Raw genomic sequence first — 21,834 nt, 5'->3', positions numbered from 1 at the left:
GCACTGCCGCCGCGCCGTGCCCCTGACCGGGCGCGTCGCGGTGGTCGCTTCGGTTGCGCGGTACACCCCCATGAATACCCCCACCCGTTCTTTCCGCATTGCCGCCATCGGGCTGGACGTGCTGCATCACACACGCCTGAAACTGGCCAGTTCGATGCTGCTCGCCGAGCGCATGGAGGTGGTGCTGCAGCCGTGGTCCGGTGATGCCTGCGACCTGCTGGTCATCGGCCTGGATCACGCCGATGCCGCGCGCGCGCTCAGTGAGGCGCATGCGGCCAACGTACCCACGCTGTCGATCGCGCGCCGTTATGCCGATCCCGCCCCGGGGCGGCTGCCACATGGCGCCACCGTGCGCGACATCAACGAACAGCTGTCCAGCCTGCTGCAGGCCGCGCCCAGCGTGGACCGTCCCGGCGACGGTGTGCCACTGCTGCTGCAGTTGGCTTCGTCCACCGGTTCGGACCTGCACCTGCTGCAGCGGGGTGCGATCACCGTGCTGGTGGATACCGCCACGCGCAGCATCGCGCTGCCGCCCACCACGACGCTGTCGGAGCTGGTGGCACAACTGGATGACGTGGCCTGGTCGGGCAGTGTGATCGATGCGCCGACGTTCCAGCACCAGTACGCGTACCGGTTGCCGAATCGCTACTCGTTCGAGGCGCTGTATTTCTGCATCGCCCGCCATCGCCCCCTGCTGCTGCCGGCACCTGCCGAGCATGCACCGATGAAGCTGCGCCATTGGCCGGATCTCAACCCGGATGATGTGCCCAGCACCTGGCTGCTGGCCATTGCCTGCCTGCATGCCCGCCCGTGGCAGCCCACTGCATTGGCGGCGGCTTGCCAGATGCCGCGCAACACGGTGCAATCCCTCTTCTGTGCTGCTGTAGCCAGTGGCCTCGCCCTGACCCAGGAGCCTGCCGTGCCCCCAACTTCCCGCCGCCGTCAGCCCGGTGATTCGCGCTTCTTTTCCTGGGTGGCGCGCCGCTTCGGCCTGAACCTGTTCCAGGGGAGCCCGTCATGAGCCTGCCCGCCAACAAGCTGGTGTTCGTGGGCAGCATGGGCGCCGGCAAGACCACGGCGGTGCGTGCGATCTCCGACGTGGAGCCGGTGATCACCGAAATGCCGATGAGCGAAGACGCGATGGGCGACAAGGTGGAAACCACCGTCGCACTCGATTACAGCTCCATTGAACTGGACGACGGCGAACTGCTGCACGTGTACGGGGTACCGGGCCAGCGCTACCTGGACTTCATGTGGCCGATGGTGTGCGAAGGCGCACTGGGCGTGATCGTGCTGGTGAGCGCCGGGCATCCGGAGCCGGTTGCTTCCACGGTGGAGCTGCTGCAGGAGTTCTCGCGCATCGCGCCGGAAGCGAGCCTGGCGGTAGGCGTGACGCGTACCGATGAGTACCCGGCGCTGTTGATTCCGGAATTCCGCAATGCGCTGTTCGACGCAGGCCACCGCCTGCCGGTGATGCGCGTGGACGCGCGTTCGGCCACGCAGGTGACGTTCCTGGTCAAATCGCTGCTGTCGTATCGGTACGCCGAGACGAACTGAAGATGGTGCCGACACCCGGATTCGAACTGGGGACCTACCGCTTACAAGGCGGTTGCTCTACCAACTGAGCTATGCCGGCAAAGGCACGGCGACGGCATTGCCGGCGCGGAGGGCGATTCTAGCGCAAGCCCGCGCATTCCAGCGAGCGTTGCTGGGCCGCGCCACTGCGCTGGCGGGCTGCGCCGGGGCTGGCCTTGTCGGCCAGGGCCGCATCCACCCACCACTGCGCGCTGCCTTCACTGCCGCCGACCAGGCGGGCGCTGAAGCCGGCCGCGCTCAGGGCGGCCAGGCGGCGCTCGGCGCCTTCGCGGTTGCGGTACTGCCCCAGGGCGATGGCGTTGGCGTCTTCGCCCTGGGCCATGATGTAGTAATCGCTGATGCCCGCTGCGGCAATGCGTTTGACCGTGGCCTGGGCCTCTTCGCGGCTGGCCGCGGCCGGCATCATCACCCGGTAGGTGCTGCTGGCGCCCGATTTGGGGACTTCACGCAGGCGCGAACGCTGAACGAGTTCGCCGGCCTTGCCCTGGGCGGCCATGGCGGTGTCGCGATCGGCGAAGGGGCCGAGGCTGATGCATTGGAGGGGGGCGCGGGGTGTGGGGGCCGGCGGGGTTTCCGTGGGCCGGCCAACGGCCGGCGCTACCGAAGCCGTCGGCGCGGGGTTGGGTGCGGCCGGATCCGGCGTGGCTGGTGCGGTGGGCTTGGGCGGTGCCGGGGTGGTGTCTGTCAGTGCCGTGGTGGTGGCAGCGGGCTGCGCGCTTGCGGCGGCCGGTGCAGGTGCGGCGGCTGCGGGTGCGCTGGGGCTGTCAAGCAGTTGTAGCTGGGCTACGCCGGTGGGCGTGGCGGGCGGCGTCGGCACGGGTTCCCCGCGCAGCATCCACCACAGCGCAACGCCTACGTTGAGGATTGCCAGTACGACGATCAGGGCACGGGTAAGCATGCGCCGATCCTACCGCGACGCCGGTGGCTGGTGCACCGCCCAGCGCGCGAGACCATCGAGCACCAGCGCCGGTTGGAACTGTGCATCGCCCAGCAACGGCATCAGCGCCGGTGCCCCACCGCCATGCACCAGCAACGCGGGCACCCTGCCCAACACGGCGGCAGCCTGCACGCCGCTGCGTTCGATCAACGCGACGGCTGCGCCGTCGCACCCCGACGCGAGGGCGTCGGCGGTGTCGTTGGCGAACTCGCTGTAGTCGCCCCCCTGTGCGGGCAGCTGCACCGCGCGTGCATGCAAGGCTTCGCGCATGGTGGTCGGCGAGGCAGCGATGCGGCCGCCGTGATGCTGGCCATCGGCATCAAGCAGGTCGATGGTGAGCGCGGTGCCGACACCGGCCACGACCACGGCTTCGTGTCGTTCGGCGGCGGCGATCAGCGCCAGATAACGGTCCACCCCGAACTTCGACGGATCGGCATAGGCGATGCGCACGCCGGCGCAGCTGGCTTCGGTGGTTGCCACGCGAACGTGGGTAAAACGAGCGCGCAGCACCTCGAGCATGCTGGTGGTGAGCGCCGCGGCGGCCACGCTGGCCACGTAGGCGGTGTCACCGCTGGGCAGCTGCGCCAGCGCATCGGCCGGCATCGCTTCGGCGCCATGCGGCCAGGCCTGCACATCGCCCGCGCGGATGCCCTGCAGCGGTGCGAACTTGAACCGCGAATTCCCCAGGTCGAACAACCAATCGCTCATTGCGCCCTCACGCTGACTTCCCCGGCATGGAACACCCGTTCGCTGCCGTCGATACGCACCCGCAGCGCGCCATCGTCGGCCAGCCCCAGCGCCTGCCCTTCATGCATCACGCCACCATCGTCCACCCGCACCGTGCGTCCGGCCAGGCTGTCCAGCGCGGCATAGCGCGGCAGGAACGGGGCCAGGCCGTCGCGCTCGAACGCTTCCAGGGCCGGCAGCAGGGCCGCCAGCAGCCAGGCCACCACTGCGTTGCGTTCGATGTCGTTGCCCAGCAGCGCGGCCAGATCGGTCCACGGCTGGGTGATTCCGGTGGCGAACGCGGCCGGCATGCGCACATTGATGCCCAGCCCGATCACCGCGCGCGCCGGGCCGGCGAACTCGCCGCCGCCTTCGACCAGCAGGCCGCCGAGCTTCTGCCCGTCCACCACGATGTCGTTGGGCCACTTCAGGCCCACGTTGGCGACGCCATGCGCGCGCAGCGCCTCGGCCACCGCAACGCCCGCAACCAGGCTCAGCCCGCCCAGCCGCGACAGCCCGCCCGCGAAGCCGCGCAGTACCGACAGGTACACGTGCGCGGCCAGCGGCGAGGCCCAGGCCCGGCCGCGACGGCCACGGCCGCCGGTCTGGCGTTCGGCCAGCAGCACCCGGGCCCCGCGCTCCGGCGCGCTGCACCGCAACAATTCTGTATTCGTGGAACCGACGGTCCAGGCCACCTCGAGGGTGTCCAGCAGCGGCTTCAGCGCAGGGGGGAGCTGGGTCGTAATGGCCTCGGCTTCAAGCAGATCCAGGTGCTGCTGCAGCTGGTAGCCATCGCCGGCGCGGCCATCGATTTCGATGCCTGCCGCTCTAAGCCCTTGAATTCGCTTCCAAATTGCGGCACGGGTCTGGCCCAGCTCGCGGGCCAGCGCGTCGCCGGACAGTCGCCCGGCGCCCAGTTTGGCCAGCAGTTGGCGGTCGTCCACGGCAGCTTCCATCGGTTGATCGGCAAAAGTATGCGGGAAAGCGCCGGACAGCGCCCGCCCGGGGGCTTCCAATTGAGACAGTGAATCGGGCTAGAATCGAAGATTGACCCCCTTCGCCCTTCCGGATGTTGACGATGCGCCCGTTCGCCCATTGCCTGCTCCTGCTGTTGGCCCCGATGGCCGCGCACGCTTCCGATGCGCTGACCAGCTCGGGCCGGGGTGGCTGCGTATATTCGGCAGCTGAAGAGCGCGCGGCCCCGGCGACCACGCCGACCAGCACCGCGCCCACCACGGTCAAGCCGAGCGCAACCGCACCAGGCAGCACCGGCGGTGGCGGCGACGACGATGTGTTGCCGCGCCTGCGTGCGCCGAAATGGCACAGCTTCCTGCCGGGCATGTTCCGCTGATCCAGTCGTTGTTGCGCTGGCTGCGCTCGTCACCGCGCCCGATTCCTGATTCCGCCTGGCAACGCATCTGCCAGCGCACCGCGTGGCTGCGCGGCCTGCCGCCCGAACGTGTGCAGCGCCTGCGTGTACTGTCCGCCGCATTCCTGCACGACAAGACCATTACCCCCATTGGCGGGCTGCAGCTGGGTGACGATGACGCGGTGCTGATTGCCGCGCTGTGCTGCCTGCCGCTGCTGGAACTGGGCGAGGTGGGATTGCGCGGCTGGTCGCAGGTGCTGGTGTACCCCGAGGGCTTCATCGTGCCGCAGAGCGAGATGGACGAAGACGGGGTGCTGCACGAATGGGAAGAGGAAGCGATCGGCCAGGTGTCGCACAACGGGCCGCTGCTGCTGTCCTGGCATGACGTGCAGGCCGAACTGGAGCATCCACACGAAGGGGCGTGCGTGGTGGTGCATGAGATGGCGCACCGCATCGATGTGCTCGATGGCGTGCTTGATGGCACCCCGCCACTGCCGCGTGCGTGGCAGCAGCAGTGGGCCGCCGATTTCCAGCAGGCATTCGATGCGCTGTGCGCGCAGGTGGATGCCGGCGTGGAGACGGTGATTGATCCGTATGCGGCCGAAGCGCCGGATGAGTTCTTTGCGGTGGCGACCGAGTATTACTTCTCGGCGCCGGATGTGCTGGAAGCGGAGATGCCGGTTGTGGCCGGGCATTTGCGGCGGTTTTATGGGGCGCCGCCTGCGGTTGGGCTCCGTACCGACTAACAGTCGGTACCTACCGGAAACAGCGCAGCGGTAGGTACCGACCGTTGGTCGGTACGCTCTGGACTTACGGCCCGGGCGGCAACTTCACTTCAAACCGCGCGCCACCCAGTTCCGGCGAACGCTTGACCTGCAGTTCGCCGCGATAATCCTTGATCAGGTCCTGAACGATCGACAGGCCGATACCGTGGCCCTGCACGCGCTCGTCGCCGCGCACGCCACGCTGCAGCACCTTGGCGATGTCGTCCGGGGCGATGCCCGGGCCATCATCGTCAACCGACAGCACCAGGCCGGCGCGACGCATGCCCGGCGCGCTGAACGGCTTGGCGGTGAGCAGCACGCGGCGGTTGGCCCACTTGAAGGCGTTCTCCAGCAGGTTGCCCAGCAGCTCCTGCAGGTCGCCCGGCTCGCCATGGAAGCGCGCACCGTCGTCGATGTCGAATTCGCACAGCACGCCCTTGGAGGCGTACACCTTCTCCAGCCCGCGCACGATTTCCTCGGCGTTGGACTCGATCGGCAGCGGCGCCGAGAACAGCTTGTGGCCCGACGATGCCGCGCGCGCCAGCTGGTAGGACACCAGGTTGTTCATGCGGCGCAGCTGCACATCGAATTCCTGGCGCAGGTCCTGGTCCGCCGCACCACTGTCGAGCTGCGTGCGCAGCACCGCCAACGGCGTTTTCAGGCTGTGCGCCAGGTCGGCCAGGGTGTTGCGCTGGCGCTCGAGGTTCTCGCGCTCGCTTTCGATGAAGGCGTTGATGCTGTCGGTGAGCGGTTCCAGCTCACGCGGGTGGCGTTCGCTCATGCGCTCGGTTTCGCCGCGCTGCACCTTGGTCAGCTCGGTGATCACCCGCCGCATCGGGCGCAGGCTCCATTGCAGGATGACGGTCTGCAACAGCAGCAGGATCAGCCCCGCGCCGCCCATCCAGAACCACACCCGGCCGCGGAACACGCGCAGCTGCGCACCGAGCGCACGCGAGTCTTCCATCACGTAGATGGTGTACGGAAATTCGGTGGCAGGGTCGGCATCGGCATCCCACACCAGGCCCAGGCCATAGCGGTACACCGAGCCCTGGCTGCCGTCGATCTGGATCATCGGCAGCGGGCCTTCGAAGACTTCCTGGCGCGGGGCCAGCAGCTTGCCGCCCACGGTGGGCAGCATCGGGCCTTCGGCGGACATGGAGTTGCCCTTGCCGTCGGGCATGACGACCTGCAGGTACAGGCCGCTACCAGGCACGTCGAAACGCGGATCCGGCGGTTGCTCGCGGATGTACAGCGAGCGGTCGCGGGTGAAGTCGATGCCGGCCGCGTAGGCGGTGGCATAGTTTTTCAGGCGCTCGCGCAGGTTGGCGCGCGCCGTATCGGCGAACGCGGCATCCAGTGCGTAGCCTGCAATCGCCAGGAAGGCGAGCAGGCTCACACTGGCGGCCAGCAGCTGCCGTGCCTGCAGGGAGCGCGGCCGCCAGCGTTTAAAGAACCACAGACGGCCTGACATCATCCCATCGCCGGACTAACGGCTCAGCCCTCGTTGCGCGGAATCGCGAAGCGGTAGCCGCGGCCACGCACGGTTTCGATCGGCTTGAGTTCGCCGTCCGGATCCAGCTTCTTGCGCAGGCGGCCGATGAACACTTCCAGCACGTTCGAGTCGCGGTCGAAATCCTGCTGATAGATGTGTTCGGTGAGGTCGGCCTTGGAGACCAGTTCACCGGCATGCATCATCAGGTATTCCAGCACCTTGTACTCGTAGCTGGTGAGGTCCACGTTGCTGCCGGCAACGCTGACGGTCTGCGCGGCAAGATCCAGCGCAACCGGACCGCATTCGAGCGTCGGCTTGCTCCAGCCCGCCGCGCGGCGCAGCAGCGCGTTGACGCGTGCCAGCAGCTCTTCGACGTGGAACGGCTTGACGAGGTAATCGTCGGCGCCCTGCTTGAGCCCTTCGACCTTGTCCTGCCAGCTCGAGCGGGCGGTAAGGATCAGCACGGGGAACTTCTTGCCCTCGTCGCGCAGCGCCTTGATCAGTTCCATGCCCGACATCTTGGGCAGACCCAGATCGATGATGCCGACGTCGAACGGCACTTCGCGGCCCATGTACAGACCTTCCTCACCGTCCTGTGCGGCATCGACGGCAAAGCCTTCGCGCTTGAGCCGGGCTGCAAGGGTTTCCCGCAGCGGGGCTTCGTCTTCGACCAGAAGGATACGCATGAACTCTCCCTAGTGTCCTGGGTGTGGCCTGGGGCCAGTGGCTAACAGATGACTGCGGACAACTATCCCCGTTCAGGGGTTATCGCCGCGTAGTGATGACATATCCGAACGCGGCGTGCGGGGCTGTGAACGCGGCTGGGCCGGATCGTCCATGTAGCGGACGCGCCCCCTGTCATCCATGTATTTCACCCGGTTGATGTCCCGGCCATCGAAGGGCACCCGTTCGGCGCCGAGGATGTGTCCACCGGTGGTCCGCTGGACCCGGCGCACGGCGTCGGACAGGGAGCGTTCCGGCGGGGCACCACGCGAGGCCCGCACCATCTCGGCCCGGGCCGGATCCGGCTGGGGCGCCTGGGCGCCGGCACTGCCAATGGCAGCAACGGCACCGCTCGCCAGCAGGGCGGCAACGGCAAGACGGCGGTGGCGGGTTACGGATGACATCAGGTCTGATCCTAGCGGAGCGCGTCAAAACGTTCAAAAGTTGTGAATCGGCAGCCGCCAGCCTGGGCCGGCACTTTACGAATCTTTTGCAAATTCTTGGTTTTACGCAGTGAATCCGGTCTGAACTTTTCTGACCGCCGCATCGCTTTGTTCATCTAGGTGAACATTGACGGCTACTTGTCGCCCGATGTCAAGCGCGGTCTGAGACGCGGTTCACGCTGCGACGCGTTCTGCCTGGTCGCGGGTGATGGTCAGGGCCTGCTCGATCAGGCTCCAATCGGCACCGGGGCGGTGCGCGCCCTCGCTCAACACCTGGCGGAAGGCGCGGCCCCCTGGCTGCCCGTGGAACAGGCCCAGCAGGTGGCGGGTGATGTGCTTCAGCGCCAGCCCACCGGCCAGCTGGGCCTCGATATAGGGGCGCATGGCGCGCAGCAGCGCCTCGCGCGGCTGCAGTGCAGCACCGGTCTGCGCAGCCTCCAGCTGATGCAGCACGTAGGGGTCGTGGTAGGCCGCGCGGCCCAGCATCACCCCGTCCAGCGCGGGCAGCTGGGCCTGGGCAGCCTCCACCGTGGCCAGGCCGCCGTTGAGCACGATCTGCAGCTGCGGGCGGTCGGCCTTGAGCCGGTGCGCCCAGTCATAGCGTAGCGGTGGCACTTCGCGGTTTTCCTTCGGCGACAGACCCTTCAGCCAAGCGTTGCGGGCGTGCACGATGAACATCGCACTGCCGGCGTTGGCGGATTGATCGACGAAGTTCAGGAAGCTTTCGTAGTCGTTGTCGTCATCCACGCCCAACCGGCACTTCACCGTGACCGGGATGTTCACCGCGCCGGCCATGGCCGCCACGCACTCGGCCACCAAGGTGGGCTCGCGCATCAGGCAGGCGCCGAAGCGGCCGGCCTGGACCCGGTCGGAGGGGCAGCCGCAGTTGAGGTTGACCTCGTCGTAGCCCCAGTCCTGGGCGATCTGCGCGGCCTGCGCGAGCAGGGCTGGATCGCTGCCGCCCAGCTGCAGGGCCAGCGGCTGTTCGCTGCCATCGAAGCCCAGCAGGCGCTCGCGGTCGCCGTGGATCACGGCGTTGGCGTGCACCATTTCCGTGTACAGCCGCGCACCCGGGGCCAGCAGCCGGTGGAACACGCGGCAATGACGGTCCGTCCAATCCATCATGGGGGCGACGGACAGGCGCAGGGAAGCGGCGTAGCGGTCTGCAGGGGTGGCAGGCTGGGTCATGGGAATCTGGGCAGGCGGAGATCGCTGGCTTTGCCAGCGCGATCAATAGTTTACCTGTGCGGGATGAATGCTGCCCGTGGGGCCGGAACGAGTGTCGAAGGTGTGGATGCCCCCAGCCCAGAGGATTGCCCCCCACGGGAGGAGGCCTTGGTAGGGTTGGTCGTCAGACAACCGCCGATAACGGTGATCTGCCCTTTAGCGCATGACCTTTCTGGCAAGGGCGCGCTTGCTTCGTTGAAGGTCATGCGTCACCGCGCCGATCATTCGTATCGGCAGTTGTCTGGCGACCAACCCTACCGGCGTCGTGCCACTGCCTTCGTCAGCGTCACCCACGCACGGTACCCTCGACGGACTGGTATTCGTTGCCAAAATCACACCTATGCGTTTCCTGCACCCTTCCACCTTCGACAGCACCACCGAACAGGGGGTGCTGCGCCTGTCGATCGCCGCCTCTTTCGGTGTAGCGGCCATTGCCGTTGCCTCCGGGCTTTATGCCAATTCGTCGTTGATCATCTTTGACGGCATCTATGGCCTGATCGATGTGGTGATGACCTGGCTGTCGCTGTTGGTGGTGCGGTTGATCAGCATGTCCACCAACGTGGATGCGTTGCAGTCCCGCTTGAACCAGCGCTTCACCATGGGGTTCTGGCACCTGGAACCCATCGTGCTCGGTGTCAGCGGCACGCTGATGATTGGCGCGGCCTTGTATGCAGCGGTCAATGCGGTGGACGCATTGATGTCCGGTGGGCGCGAGATCGCGCTGGGGCCTGCAATCGTGTTCGCGGTGATTTCCATCATCATCGAAAGCGGCCTGGCGCTGTTCGTGCGCCGCGCCAACCGCTCGATCGGCTCGGAGTTCATTGCGCTCGACGCGAAGAACTGGGTCGTGGCCGCGAGCATGTCGGCCGCCTACCTGGTCGCCTTCGTCGGCGGCTGGCTGCTGCGCGGCACGGAGTGGGCGTGGCTGGTGCCCTACATTGATCCGGCCATCCTGCTGGTGGTGTGCCTGTTCGTCGTGGTCGCGCCACTTGGCACCGTGCGGCAGGCGCTGTCGGACATCCTGCTGATCACCCCGCTGGACCTGCAGGCGCATGTTGACGAGGTTGCACGCGGCATCGTCGCCAAGCACGGGTTCATTGAACACCGCAGCTACGTGGCCAAGGTGGGGCGTGGCGATCAGATCGAACTGTTCTTCGTGGTGCCGGCGAACGACCCGCCGCGCCCACTGGTCGAATGGGACCAGCTGCGCGACGAGATTGGTGAAGCGTTGGGCGAGGAATCGACCGACCGATGGCTGACGATCATGTTTACTACTGATCGCGAATGGACGATCTGATGAGTCTGCTTGTGACGCGTGTAACGGAACATTCATCACGATAGGTTTCATTGAATCAAAGCGCACTGCCGATCTAAACGTTGCATTGGGCTTGAAAGACGCAGTGAATTACGGTTCTCGCAGCCCGCCTGACGGCGGCGCGCGCAGCGGGTGTTCCGTTGCGCGTAGACGAAAGGACCTTGATCAATGAAGAATGGAATTCCAACCCTTGCTGCGGCGGCCCTGGCGGTTTTCATCGCCGGCACGCCTGCCTCTTCAGCGCATGCGGACACCCGGTCGCCGACCATTGTTGTCGTCAACCAGTCGTGGGAAGCACATGAAGCGGAAGGCCTCAGGGTGCTTGACTGGGTTGCCGCGCATTCTCCCGACCGAAGCCCAATCGGACGCAACGGACGGGTAACTGTTGAGCAGGTCAAGAAGTTTACTCGTACACGTCGGTCGAGCTCGGAAACCTCCGCGCCTCCCGGCGGCTTGCCGGAGAAGGGTTCACAGGGCGAAGAGTACAACGTGGAAAACACCCTTCCAGACGGAACCACGCAGACGTGGAGTTATCGCTGGACTGAACCATCGACGGGCCACGGCGGACGTTGGGAAATGGTTGGCTACTCCTACCGCAAGGGCGATGATCCCCTCAACGTCAGGTAGTGTGCACGCCCTGCTTCCACTGCCGCGGCGATTGCCCGGTCTGCGACTTGAACGCGCGCGACAGCGCCGCTTCACTGCCGTAGCCGACATCCACCGCGATGCGTTTGAGCGGTTGGCCCTTGCGCAGCGCCTGTTGCACCAGGCGCGTGCGCCAGCCCTGCAGGTAGTGGCCGGGGGTGCTGCCGATGGTGTCGCGGAAGCTGTCGGCAAACGCGCTGCGCGACATGCCGGCACGCTGGGCGAGCGATTCGAGGGTCCATTCCTGCGCGGGTTCTTCGTGCATGGCCACCAGCGCGTGGCGCAGGCGCGGGTGTGCCATGCCGGCGAGCAGGCCGACGCGCAGCTGGCCGCTTTCCATCAGCGCGCGCAGGATCTGGATCATCACCACTTCGAACAGCCGGTCGAGCAGGGCCTGGCGGCCGCAGCGCTGGGCGAAGGCTTCTTCAAACAGCACCGAGAGGATCGGCTGACCACCATACAGTTCGGCGAGCGGCAGACAGATCACCGGCGGCAGTGCGGCGGACACCGGGTTGTTGCCGCCACCCTCGAACTGCAGGTGGGCGCAGGCGAAGTCGGCGCCGGTATCCGGGTCGGTGACAAAGCGGTGCGCGAGCGGGCGTGGATATACCAGCACGCTGGGCTCGGCGATCTCGATGACGCTGCCGTCGGCATGCTCGACGCGCACCTGGCCGTCGCGGATCAGGTGCAGCTGGCCGCGCTCGCCGTCGGCGGCCAGGTCGTTGATGCCGCACAACGCGCCGGCATGGAAGACTTCGGCATTGACCGCAAAGCGGCCGAGCAGGGATTGCAGTCGGTCGACCATCTCGGACTCCAGATCAAGTTTTCTGGACCTTATGTTGCCACACGTCCGCCCTGGAGGCGCACAGTACACCTCACCAACCGGTCCACCCCATTCACAGCCAGGAGCATTCCCATGTCGATTGAAAAGGTTCTCTACACCGCACACGCCACCGCCACCGGCGGCCGCGAAGGCCACGCCACCTCGTCGGACAACGTGCTGGACGTGCAGCTGTCCACCCCGCGCGAGCTGGGCGGCGCCGGCGGCCCGGGCACCAACCCGGAGCAGCTGTTTGCTGCCGGCTATTCGGCCTGCTTCCTGGGCGCGCTGAAGTACGTGGCTGGGCAGGCCAAGGTCGCGCTGCCCGCCGAGACCAGCATCACCGGCAACGTTGGCATCGGCCAGATTCCTACCGGCTTCGGTATCGAAGTGGAACTGCAGATCAGCGTGCCGGGCCTGCCGCGTGAGCAGGTGGAAGAGCTGGTGCAGAAGGCGCACATCGTGTGCCCGTATTCGAATGCCACCCGCGGCAACATCGATGTGACGCTGACGGTGGTCTGAGGAAGCGTGCCGACCAACGGTCGGCACCTACCTTGGTCAACACGTCGGTGGGTCATGGCCGTTGGTCGTGACGAAAAAAATGGGCGGATGCCGGTCGCGTTGACCGTGCATCCGCCCATCCCACCGCGGTGGATCCCGTTTCCGGGATGCATTCGTTGTTCCCGTTATTTTTCCGGGGTTACCAGCTGTACGACGCTGGAGAAATCCAGCTTGCCTCGGCCTGCCTGATGGTTCATCGAGTACAGGTTGCGGGCCAGTTCGCCCAGCGGGATCGAGGCGCCCACGCTCATCGCCGCTTCCACGGCCAGGCCCATGTCCTTGAGCATCAAATCGCTGCCGAAGCCGCCGCTGTAGCCGCGCGACGCCGGCGCATTTTCCAGCACGCCCGGCCACGGGTTGCAGACTTCGGTGGCCCAGCTGCGGCCGGTGCTGACCGCCATCATCTGCGACAACACTTTCGGGTCCAGGCCATGGGCTACGCCCAGGGCGATCGATTCGCCGGTCACGGCCATGATCACGCCCAGCGCCATGTTGTTGCACAGCTTGGCCACCTGGCCGGCACCGCTGGCACCCACGTGGAAGATGTTCTTGCCCATGGCCTGCAGCAGCGGGCGCGCGCGTTCGAGCGCATCGCTTTCGCCGCCGACGATGAAGGTGAGGGTGCCGGCCTGGGCACCGGCGGTGCCGCCGGAGACCGGGGCATCGAGCATCTGCAGGCCGCGTGCGGCCGCCGCTTCGGACACCTTGCGCGCGGTGGCGGGCGCGATCGTGCTGCAGTCGATCACCAGCGCGCCGCCGGGGATGTCGGCCAGCAGGCCATCGTCGCCCAGGTACACGCCTTCGACGTGGCGGCTGGCCGGCAGCATCGAGATGACGACTTCGGCGTCGGTCAGCGTGTCCAGGGCGGAGCTGGCGGCGGTGGCACCGGCGTCGACGGCGGCCTGCACGGCGGCCGGCACCAGATCGAACACGCGCACGGCGTGGCCGGCCTTGGCCAGGTTGGCGGCCATCGGGCCGCCCATGTTGCCCAACCCGATGAATGCAATACGGCTCATGCGTGGCTCCTTTCAGGAACAGTGGCGCCGAGGTCGGCCAGCGGATGCGTGGCGGCGTCCCACGGCGAAGCAAAGAAGGTGTCGGCCCAGCCCACCGTGGCCTCAGCCAGCGTCTGCGGCTGCCAGTGCGGGGTGCGGTCCTTGTCGATCAGCAGCGCGCGGATGCCTTCGGCGAAATCGCCGTGGGCGGCGCAGTGCAGCGCGGCTATGTACTCCAGGCGATAGACGTCGGCCAGCGACGCACCGGCGGTGCGCTTCTGCAGTTCCCAGGCCAGGCGTGCCGAACCGGGGGCACCGGCGGCGAGCGTGGCCTGCGCGGTCTGCAGCCACGGGTCGTCGGTCTGCAACGCGGCAATGGCGTTCACCACCGCAGGCACATCGCTACCCTCGCACAGCGTGTCGATCAACGCGGCGTTGCGCAGCAGCGGACCGGTCGCGGCATCGCTGGCGTGCTGCTGCAACAGGGTGCTGAGCTGTTCGTGGTTGCGCTTGGCGTCCGCATTCCAGTGCACGTCGGCCAGCGCGTTGAATACATCGGCGCGCTGGGCCTCGGCGATATGGATATCGGCCATGCCGGCATAGATGGCGTCGCCGGCATTGAGCGGCGCGCCGGTCAGGGCCAGGAACAGGCCGGCCTTGCCCGGTACGCGCGGCAGCAGCCAGCTGCCACCCACGTCCGGGAACAGGCCCACGGTGATTTCCGGGAACGCCAGCTTGGAGCGCTCGCTCACCACGCGGTGGCTGGCACCGGACATCAGCCCGATACCGCCGCCCATGACGATGCCGTGGCCCCAGCACAGGATCGGCTTGACGTAGGTATGGATGGCGTAGTCGACGCGGTACTCCACGTCGAAGAACTCGGAGGCGTAGTGGTTGTCGCGCACATCGTCCGCGCCGGCATCGCGGTAGGCGCGCATGCTCTGGTACAGGCTGTGCAGGTCGCCCCCGGCGCAGAACGCCTTCTCGCCCGCGCCCTGCAGCACCACCAGCGCGATGCCGTCATCGGCGGCCCAGGCGCCAAGGCGCTCGTGCAGCAGGTGCGCCATTGGCAGCGAGAAGCCATTGAGGGTGCGCGGGGCGTTGAGCGTGGCAATGCCGATGCGGGTGCCGTTGGCGGCGGTGCGCTCCTCGAACAGCACCGGCGCCTCCACGCTGGCCTCGGGCGTGGTCATGCGTTCTTCCACTGCGGTGCGCGCTTTTCCAGGAAGGCGTTGACGCCCTCGCCCTGGTCGGCGCGGTCGAACAGGTCGACGAAGGCCTCGCGCTCGGCGACCAGGGCCGAAGCGTGGCTGATGCCACTGCGGGTGGCCTGGACCAGCGTCTTGCAGGCCGCCACGCTGGACGGGCTCTGCTTGCCGGCCTTGTTCGCCCACTCGATGGCAAGCGCCTTGGCTTCGCCCTTGCCAACTTTTTCTTCGGCCAGGCCAATCCGCACGGCGGTATCGGCGTCGATGCGCTCGCCCAGCAGGATCATCCGCTTGGCCCAGCCCTCGCCGACCAGGCGGGGCAGGTTCTGGGTGCCGCCGGCGCACGGCAGCAGGCCGACAGTGGCCTCCGGCAGCGCAACCTGGGCGTATTCTTCGATGACGCGCAGGTCGCAGGCAAGCGCGCATTCCAGCCCGCCGCCCATGGCGTAGCCGTTGATGGCGGCAATCGAAACGCCACGGAAACCGGACAGTGCTTCAAAGGCTTCGCCGAAGCGACGCGCAGCCTCACGGGCCAGCGCCTTGTCGCCGGAGGCGAACTGCTTGAGATCGGCGCCGGCGGAGAAGAACTTCTCGCCGCCACCGGTGATCACCAGCGCGTAGATGCTGGTGTCAGCGTTGAGCGCACCGATCAGATCGCGCAGCGCCGACAGGCTGTGCACGGTCCACGTATGCGCCGGAGGGTTGTCCAGGGTCACCACGGCGGTGTGGCCGTCGGCCTCGACCTTCAGGCCCACGTGTTCCTGCTTGCGCCAATCCATCATCGCAGTTCCTCATCGGTGTTGAGCAAGTGGCGGGCCACGATCACACGCATGATCTCGTTGGTGCCCTCCAGGATCTGATGAACGCGGCTGTCGCGCAGCAGGCGTTCGATCGGGTATTCACGAATATAGCCGTAGCCACCGTGGATCTGCAGCGCGTCATTGCAGACCTGGAAACCGGCGTCGGTGGCGAAGCGCTTGGCCATCGCGCACCACACGTTGGCATCGCTGGCACCGGCGTCGAGCTTGCGCGCGGCGGTGTGCACCATCTGCCGCGCGGCCACCAGCTGGGTGACCATGTCGGCCAGCTTGAACTGCAGCGCCTGGAAATCGGCCAGCGGCTTGCCGAACTGGCGGCGCTCGCCCATGTAGCGGCGCGCGGCGTCCAGTGCGCCCTGCGCGGCGCCCAGCGAGCAGGCGGCGATGTTGATGCGGCCGCCGTCCAGGCCCTTCATGGCCAGCTTGAAGCCACTGCCCTCTTCACCCAGCAGGTTGCCCACCGGCACGCGCACGTTTTCGAACGTGATGCCACGGGTGGGCTGGCTGTTCCAGCCCATCTTCTCTTCCTTGCGGCCGTAGCTGATGCCGGGCAGGTCGGCCGGCACGGCCAGCGCGCTGATACCACTGGCACCGGGACCGCCGGTACGCGCCATCACCACCAGCAGCTCGGTGGCACCAGCGCCGGAGATGAAGGCCTTGGCGCCATTGAGCACGTAATGGTCGCCATCACGCACGGCACTGGTCTTCAGCGAGGCCGCGTCCGACCCTGCACCCGGTTCGGTCAGGCAGTACGAGGCCAGCTTGCTGCCCGAAGACAGCGCCTGGCCCCACTCGGCGCGCAGTGCTTCCTGGCCCCAGCTGCTGACCATCCAGGAGGCCATGTTGTGGATGCTGATATAGGCCGCCGTGGACGGATCCACATTGGCGAGCTCCTCGATGACGACGGCGGCGTCCAGACGGCTCAGGCCGCTTCCACCGACTTCAGGATCCATGTACAAGCCACAGAACCCGAGTTCCCCTGCCTTGGCGATCGCCTCGCGCGGAAAGATGCCCTCCGCATCCCATCGCGCGGCGTGCGGCGCCAGTTCGGCCTGGGCGAAATCACGCGCGGCTTCTCTATAGGCCTGCTGCGCTTCTTCGAGTTCCGTCGTCATCGAGTTGCTCATGAACACTCCGTGCCTTGCAGGCGCTTACTTCAGGCTGATGGTGGTGTTGACGCCGTGACCCAGGGTCTCGTCGTCGAACCAGCGCGCGGTGATGGTCTTGGTCTGGGTGTAGAACATCACCACCTGCTTGCCATACGGGCCCAGGTCGCCGAGCTTGGAGGCACGCGAACCGGTGAACGAGAACAGCGGCACCGGCACCGGGATCGGCACGTTGATGCCCACCTGGCCGACGTCGATTTCTTCCTGGAAGCGACGGGCCGCCGCGCCGGACTGGGTGAACAGCGCGGTGCCGTTGCCGTTGGGGTTGCTGTTGATCAGCTCGATGGCGTCATCCAGCGTTTCCGCTTCGAGGATGACCAGCACCGGCCCGAAGATTTCTTCGTCGTACACGCGCATGCCCGGCTTGACGCCGTCGAAGATGGTCGGGCCCACGAAGTTGCCCTTCTCAAAACCGTCCACCTGTGGGTTGCGGCCGTCGAGCACCAGCTTGGCGCCCTGCTCCACGCCCGAGGCGATCAGCGCTTCGACGCGCTCGCGGGCGGCGCAGGAAATCACCGGGCCCACATCCGTACCGGCCACGCTGCCGGCGCTGACCTTGAGGGTCTTGGCCTTGGCCACCAGGTCCGGCACCCACTCGCGCGCTTCACCGACCAGCACCAGGGTGGAGGCGGCCATGCAGCGCTGCCCGGCCGCGCCGAAGGCGGCACCGACCATGGCGTTGAGGCTCTGTTCCTTGTTGGCGTCCGGCAGCACCACGGCGTGGTTCTTGGCGCCCATCATGCACTGCACGCGCTTGCCGGCCAGCGAGGCGCGGTTGTACACGTGGGTGCCGACGCGGGTGGAGCCCACGAAGGACACGGCCTTGATGTCCGGGTGGTCGCAGATCGCGTTGACCACTTCTTCGCCGCCGTGCACGACGTTGAGCACGCCCTTGGGGATGCCCGCTTCCAGCGCCAGTTCGACCAGGCGCATGGTCACCATCGGGTCCTGTTCGGACGGCTTGAGGATGAAGGTGTTGCCGGTGGCAATGGCCATCGGGAACATCCACAGCGGGATCATCGCCGGGAAGTTGAACGGGGTGATGCCGGCGCACACGCCAAGCGGCTGCAGCAGGGTGTAGGTGTCCACGCCATTGGCCACGTTGTTGGCCAGCTCGCCCAGCTGCAGGTTGCCGATGGCGGCAGCGTGCTCGACCACTTCCAGGCCGCGGAACACATCGCCTTCGGCGTCCGGTACGGTCTTGCCCTGCTCGGCGCTGAGGATGTGGGCCAGTTCGCTCATGTGCTCGCGGATCAGCTGCTGGTACTTCAGGAAGATGCGCGCGCGGGTGCCGATGGGGGTCTTGCGCCAGGTCTTGAAGGCTTCCTTGGCCGAGGCCACGGCGGCGTCCACTTCGCCCACGGTGGCGAACGGCACCTGGGCCAGGACGTCCTGGGTGGCCGGGTTGACCACGTTCTGCCAGTGCGAGCTGGCCGATTCGACGAACTGGCCATCGATCAACATGCGGATACGGGGCGCTGCAACAGTCATGGCAATACCGGCGGGGTGCGAAAGGTGATTGGCATTATTCACAGGCGACCTATCGATTTCCGGGCTGTCTGCGCTTAATCTGGCCAACGCCCGCTACGATTTCTGTTAATTCTGTGAATAGCCAGCTCCCTCATCGCCAGATCGGCCTGCGCCTGCTCAAGCTGCGCGAGCAGCGCGGCTACAGCCAGGCCGACCTCGCACGGGCGCTGGGGCTGTCGGCCAGCTACCTGAACCAGATCGAGCGCAACAAGCGCCCGCTGACCCCGGCCGTGCAGGGCAAGCTGCGCGAGGTGTTGGGCGACGTTACCGACCTGTTCGACGTGGATGAACCCGGCGCGCTGCAGGAAGCGTTGGGCGAGACGCTGCGCGACCTGGGCCTGGATGAGGTCAGCGGCACCGAGCTGCGCGCCATGGCCGGCAACCTGCCGCAGATCAGCCGGGCCCTGCTCGACCTGCACCGCCGCCACCTGCTGCTGCGCGAACACGCCGCCGCGCTGGAGTTCCAGCTGGGCGACCCGCAGGCCGGGCATTCGCTGCCGGCCGGCGACCAGGTGCGGGACTTCTTCAACCGCATGCACAACCACATTCCCGAACTGGACGACCTGGCCGAGCAGCTGTTCGGCGAATGGGGGCTGGTGGCCGGGCACGTGGCGCCGCGCCTGCGCCAGCTGCTGGCCGACCGCCACGGCGTGCTGGTGGAAGTGGGGCCGCTGCAGGCCGGGCGCGAGAAGCGCGTGTACGACGGCGGCAGCCGCACGCTGTGGCTGCCCGATTACCTGGAACCGGGCCAGCAGGCGTTCCAGATGGCCGCGGAGCTGGCGTTGCTTGGCTATGCGGCGCAGATCGATGCGGTGATCGCGCGCGCGGGCTTCCGCGAACCGGAACAGATCGCGCAGGCGCGGATCGGCATGTCCAACTACTTCGCCGGCGCGCTGGTGATGCCGTATGCGCAGTTCCTGCGTGCGGCCGAGCACAGCGCCTACGACATCGATGCGCTGGCGCATCGCTTCGGGGTGGGATTTGAAGCGGTGTGCCACCGGTTGAGCACGCTGGCCCGGCGCAGTGCGCCCGGGCTGCCGTTCTTCTTCATCCGGGTGGACCGCGCCGGCAACGTGTCCAAGCGGCACTCAGCCACCGATTTCCACTTCTCGCAGGTGGGCGGCTCATGCCCGCTGTGGATCGTGTACGAGGCCTTCAACCAGCCCGGGCGGGTGCTGACCCAGACCGCGCGCATGCCCGACGGGCGCCGCCACTTCTGGCTGGCGCGGCAGGTCAGCAGTGGCCCGATTGGTCATGGCCGGCCGCGCAAGACGTTCGCGGTCGCGCTGGGGTGCGACCTGCAGCACGCCGAGCGGCTGATCTACTCGCGCGGGCTGGATATCCAGAGCCCGGGCAATTCGGTATCCATCGGCCCGGGTTGCCGGGTGTGCCCGCGCGAGGACTGCATGCAGCGCGCGTTCGCGCAGCTGCCGGGGCGCGCGTGACCGGGTCCCGGTAGCGCCGGCCGTTGGCCGGCCCTCGGGATGCCGCAACGTTCATGAGGGCCGGCCAACGGCCGGCGCTACCGCTATTGACCGCATTGCGGTCAATAGCTGGGCGTCACCTTCATCTGTGGCAACGGGCGCGGGGCGCCGTCGGTGAGGTCGGGGCCGAGGTCTTCCCAGGTCTGGCCCTGTTCGACCATCAAGCGCCACAGCAGCTGCGATTCGCGGCGTTTCTCTTCCGAACTGAACCGGTAGGAGGGCGGCGGTGGCGCCCCCTGCGCCACCGATTCGTAGGCGTCCTGCCAGGCGCTCACGCGCTGCGCGGGGTCATCGGTACGCGCCACCTCCACCGTGTAGCGCTGATACGCCGACGCCAGGTTCCGCCAGCGGATCCAATAATGATTGGCGAACGAGAAATCACAGAAGCGCTCGCCCGCCACACTGCCCTTGGCGGCAATGCGGCTGAGCACGGCCTGCGGCATGTCCAGGTTCATGCCGCCTTCGTCGCCCTGCAGGGTGACGTGCACGATGCGGTCGCGGTAGCCCGGCGCGCGTGCCTGCAGCACGTCACGCCAGTTCTGCATGGTGGAAACGATGGAGAACAGGAAGCCGGACATCTCCGCCGCCGCCAGCGGCCGCGCGATGGACTGGTAGCTGCGTTGCCAGCCATGCCGGTTTTCGGTGGGCAGGAACACGGCGGCGTTGATCGCGTCGGGCGAGTCTGGCGCGGCGCGCAGCGGTTCGGCGGTGTGCGGGTACACCAGGTTGATGCCGAAGGTGGGCCAGCGCGGCAGCGCGGCGTCGAAAAGGTGGATGGGGAAGTTGCTGCTGATGCCTCCATCGGAGAACCAGCACACCCGGAACGCGGTGATCGCCGGGCCGCTGCCGTGGCCGCCACTGGTCAAGCCTTCGGTGCTGTCGGCCACGTTGCGATCGCCGTGCGTGGGGGCGACATCGGCCATCGGTTCGCAGCGCCGCTCCCGCCGCGCCGGTTCGTGCAGCGGCACCGCGCTGATCAGCAGCGGGAAGCTCAGGCTCATGCGCGTGGCCACCAGTACCGGCAGCTGCTCGCCTTCGGGCAGGCGGTAGTAGTCCACACCGTCCACGTGATGCGGCGCGCCCGCGCGGGCGAGCAGCCACGTCACCACGCTGGCCGGGAACAGCTGTTCGAACTGGTCGCGCCGGAACCAGAACTGCGAGGCGCTGAACGGCAGCGTGCGCGGCTCGGTGTGCGATACACAGGTGGTGATCATCTGCAGGCTGACCGCGTGCGCGCCCTCCGGCTCGCCGCTGTAACGCGGGGCGTCATGCAGGTCGGCGAAGGTCAGCGGCTGGTCCAGCGGCTTGCCGGCCAAGGCCTGCAGCTGAGTGTGCAGCCAGTCGGTCAGCGCAGGTTTGTCGGCACCGCTCTGGGTGGCGCCCGAACACAGCCCCAGCAGGTTGCGCCGCGCCACCCGCGCCACCCGCAGCGCGGACGCCAGTACCCCCGCCCCATACGCGCACAGCAGCGACGGCAGCAGCGTGGCCCACATGCCCTCCACCCCTGCGGCCAGCCAGCCGATGCCCAGCAGCGCCACCAGCGCGGCCAGCAGTTCCAGCGGCGCGATGGCGAACACCGCCGCCAGCAGGCACAGGATCTTGCGCGGCAGGCTCGCCTTGCCGGTGAGCATCACCAGCAGCCGGTAGGCGGTACGCGCGCCGTAGGCCGGCTGGAACAGGCTGTAGATGAAGCCGCGCCGCGACAACTGGGTGGACACATCGGCCAGCCCGGCAAAGCCGGCCTGCGGGCCCATCGGCTCACCGGCCCGGCAGCGCCGGTCGCCCAGCGCCGCGGCAGCAGCCACGGCGGCGGCGATCGCCCCGGCCGAGGTGCCGCCGATGTTCTTGAAGCGGTATTCGCGGGCCAGCGACAGCACCGCATTGGGGTACACGATGCCACTGGTGATGCCGCCCTTCATGACCAGATCGCAGTACTTGTCCGCCATGTCGCCGCCCTCTGTCCGCCTTGGGTTCCAGTATCACCCAAGGCCTTCTCAGGGCCTGAGAACCGCGCC

The 21,834-nt window shown here is 67.4% G+C and carries 22 protein-coding genes and 1 tRNA gene; 8 read left to right on the top strand and 15 right to left on the bottom strand.

What is annotated here, in order from left to right; genetic code table 11:
• The first annotated feature begins 70 nt into the window (after positions 1–70).
• Together KVS69_RS07080 and KVS69_RS07075 are read left to right on the top strand one after the other, a co-directional pair.
• The gene (locus tag KVS69_RS07080) at positions 71–1,021 is read left to right on the top strand and encodes a hypothetical protein (RefSeq protein WP_217537605.1); all 951 of its coding nucleotides are present in this window, start codon (positions 71–73) and stop codon (positions 1,019–1,021) included.
• Positions 1,018–1,557: an ATP/GTP-binding protein gene (locus tag KVS69_RS07075; RefSeq protein ID WP_217537604.1), complete on the top strand. Its 540-nt coding sequence runs from the start codon at positions 1,018–1,020 to the stop codon at positions 1,555–1,557. Before KVS69_RS07080 ends, KVS69_RS07075 begins: the two co-directional genes overlap by 4 nt.
• 3 nt (positions 1,558–1,560) lie before the next feature.
• Here the strand turns inward: KVS69_RS07075 and KVS69_RS07070 are convergent.
• From KVS69_RS07070 to birA, 4 genes are all read right to left on the bottom strand, one after another.
• A tRNA-Thr gene (locus KVS69_RS07070) sits at positions 1,561–1,636 on the bottom strand.
• 39 nt (positions 1,637–1,675) lie between these two features.
• Positions 1,676–2,494 carry an SPOR domain-containing protein gene (locus tag KVS69_RS07065; RefSeq protein WP_217537603.1) on the bottom strand — a complete coding sequence of 273 codons (819 nt, stop codon included), beginning with the start codon at positions 2,492–2,494 and terminating at the stop codon, positions 1,676–1,678.
• Between the two features lie 9 nt (positions 2,495–2,503).
• The gene (locus KVS69_RS07060) at positions 2,504–3,241 is read right to left on the bottom strand and encodes a type III pantothenate kinase (protein ID WP_217537602.1); all 738 of its coding nucleotides are present in this window, start codon (positions 3,239–3,241) and stop codon (positions 2,504–2,506) included.
• A complete protein-coding gene (gene birA, locus KVS69_RS07055; protein WP_217537601.1) occupies positions 3,238–4,203 on the bottom strand; it encodes a bifunctional biotin--[acetyl-CoA-carboxylase] ligase/biotin operon repressor BirA in 966 nt (321 codons plus the stop codon). Before birA ends, KVS69_RS07060 begins: the two co-directional genes overlap by 4 nt.
• A gap of 134 nt (positions 4,204–4,337) precedes the next feature.
• Here birA and KVS69_RS07050 point away from each other — a divergent pair, with 134 nt between their 5' ends.
• Entirely contained in the window at positions 4,338–4,610 is a 273-nt protein-coding gene (locus tag KVS69_RS07050; protein ID WP_068848566.1) for a hypothetical protein, read from the top strand.
• Positions 4,577–5,374, top strand: coding sequence for a M90 family metallopeptidase (locus tag KVS69_RS07045; RefSeq protein WP_217537600.1), 798 nt, complete (start codon positions 4,577–4,579; stop codon positions 5,372–5,374). Before KVS69_RS07050 ends, KVS69_RS07045 begins: the two co-directional genes overlap by 34 nt.
• A 64-nt stretch (positions 5,375–5,438) precedes the next feature.
• Here KVS69_RS07045 and KVS69_RS07040 read toward each other — a convergent pair whose 3' ends face one another.
• From KVS69_RS07040 to dusA, 4 genes are all read right to left on the bottom strand, one after another.
• Complete coding sequence (locus KVS69_RS07040; RefSeq protein WP_068854505.1) at positions 5,439–6,863, bottom strand: sensor histidine kinase; 1,425 nt, start codon at positions 6,861–6,863, stop codon at positions 5,439–5,441.
• Positions 6,864–6,886: 23 nt separating this feature from the next.
• A complete protein-coding gene (locus tag KVS69_RS07035; RefSeq protein ID WP_004136763.1) occupies positions 6,887–7,570 on the bottom strand; it encodes a response regulator transcription factor in 684 nt (227 codons plus the stop codon).
• A 72-nt stretch (positions 7,571–7,642) separates the two neighbouring features.
• On the bottom strand, positions 7,643–8,011 hold the full coding sequence (locus KVS69_RS07030; protein WP_083214038.1) for a hypothetical protein: 369 nt from the start codon (positions 8,009–8,011) through the stop codon (positions 7,643–7,645).
• 213 nt (positions 8,012–8,224) lie between these two features.
• On the bottom strand, positions 8,225–9,238 hold the full coding sequence (dusA, locus tag KVS69_RS07025; RefSeq protein ID WP_217537599.1) for a tRNA dihydrouridine(20/20a) synthase DusA: 1,014 nt from the start codon (positions 9,236–9,238) through the stop codon (positions 8,225–8,227).
• A 379-nt stretch (positions 9,239–9,617) separates the two neighbouring features.
• On the opposite strand from dusA, the gene KVS69_RS07020 reads away from it, so the two are divergent.
• Together KVS69_RS07020 and KVS69_RS07015 are read left to right on the top strand one after the other, a co-directional pair.
• Positions 9,618–10,574 carry a cation transporter gene (locus KVS69_RS07020; RefSeq protein WP_217537598.1) on the top strand — a complete coding sequence of 319 codons (957 nt, stop codon included), beginning with the start codon at positions 9,618–9,620 and terminating at the stop codon, positions 10,572–10,574.
• A gap of 186 nt (positions 10,575–10,760) precedes the next feature.
• Positions 10,761–11,219, top strand: coding sequence for a hypothetical protein (locus tag KVS69_RS07015; RefSeq protein WP_217537597.1), 459 nt, complete (start codon positions 10,761–10,763; stop codon positions 11,217–11,219).
• On the opposite strand, the gene KVS69_RS07010 is transcribed toward KVS69_RS07015, so the two are convergent.
• Positions 11,212–12,042, bottom strand: coding sequence for an AraC family transcriptional regulator (locus KVS69_RS07010; RefSeq protein WP_217537596.1), 831 nt, complete (start codon positions 12,040–12,042; stop codon positions 11,212–11,214). The genes KVS69_RS07015 and KVS69_RS07010 overlap by 8 nt on opposite strands.
• 111 nt (positions 12,043–12,153) lie before the next feature.
• Here KVS69_RS07010 and KVS69_RS07005 point away from each other — a divergent pair, with 111 nt between their 5' ends.
• Complete coding sequence (locus tag KVS69_RS07005; RefSeq protein ID WP_184126145.1) at positions 12,154–12,579, top strand: organic hydroperoxide resistance protein; 426 nt, start codon at positions 12,154–12,156, stop codon at positions 12,577–12,579.
• A gap of 164 nt (positions 12,580–12,743) precedes the next feature.
• On the opposite strand, the gene mmsB is transcribed toward KVS69_RS07005, so the two are convergent.
• The 5 genes from mmsB to KVS69_RS06980 are packed head-to-tail and all read right to left on the bottom strand — an operon-like array spanning position 12,744 to position 18,296.
• A complete protein-coding gene (gene mmsB / locus KVS69_RS07000; RefSeq protein WP_217537595.1) occupies positions 12,744–13,634 on the bottom strand; it encodes a 3-hydroxyisobutyrate dehydrogenase in 891 nt (296 codons plus the stop codon).
• On the bottom strand, positions 13,631–14,806 hold the full coding sequence (locus tag KVS69_RS06995) for an enoyl-CoA hydratase/isomerase family protein (protein WP_217537594.1): 1,176 nt from the start codon (positions 14,804–14,806) through the stop codon (positions 13,631–13,633). Before KVS69_RS06995 ends, mmsB begins: the two co-directional genes overlap by 4 nt.
• Positions 14,803–15,603: an enoyl-CoA hydratase gene (locus KVS69_RS06990; protein ID WP_217537593.1), complete on the bottom strand. Its 801-nt coding sequence runs from the start codon at positions 15,601–15,603 to the stop codon at positions 14,803–14,805. The genes KVS69_RS06995 and KVS69_RS06990 overlap by 4 nt, the downstream gene beginning before the upstream one ends.
• The gene (locus tag KVS69_RS06985; RefSeq protein WP_217537592.1) at positions 15,600–16,766 is read right to left on the bottom strand and encodes an acyl-CoA dehydrogenase family protein; all 1,167 of its coding nucleotides are present in this window, start codon (positions 16,764–16,766) and stop codon (positions 15,600–15,602) included. Before KVS69_RS06985 ends, KVS69_RS06990 begins: the two co-directional genes overlap by 4 nt.
• Positions 16,767–16,790: 24 nt before the next feature.
• Positions 16,791–18,296 carry a CoA-acylating methylmalonate-semialdehyde dehydrogenase gene (locus tag KVS69_RS06980; protein ID WP_217537591.1) on the bottom strand — a complete coding sequence of 502 codons (1,506 nt, stop codon included), beginning with the start codon at positions 18,294–18,296 and terminating at the stop codon, positions 16,791–16,793.
• A 113-nt stretch (positions 18,297–18,409) separates the two neighbouring features.
• Between KVS69_RS06980 and KVS69_RS06975 the strand changes: the two genes are divergently transcribed.
• Positions 18,410–19,780 carry a short-chain fatty acyl-CoA regulator family protein gene (locus KVS69_RS06975; protein ID WP_345776792.1) on the top strand — a complete coding sequence of 457 codons (1,371 nt, stop codon included), beginning with the start codon at positions 18,410–18,412 and terminating at the stop codon, positions 19,778–19,780.
• Positions 19,781–19,881: 101 nt separating this feature from the next.
• Here KVS69_RS06975 and KVS69_RS06970 read toward each other — a convergent pair whose 3' ends face one another.
• Complete coding sequence (locus KVS69_RS06970; RefSeq protein ID WP_217537590.1) at positions 19,882–21,765, bottom strand: patatin-like phospholipase family protein; 1,884 nt, start codon at positions 21,763–21,765, stop codon at positions 19,882–19,884.
• Between the last annotated feature and the right edge of the window lie 69 nt (positions 21,766–21,834).

Source organism: Stenotrophomonas sp. GbtcB23 (genome assembly GCF_019091045.1).
Lineage (GTDB): Bacteria > Pseudomonadota > Gammaproteobacteria > Xanthomonadales > Xanthomonadaceae > Stenotrophomonas > Stenotrophomonas rhizophila_A.
This window is presented reverse-complemented; position numbering and strand designations above follow the sequence as displayed.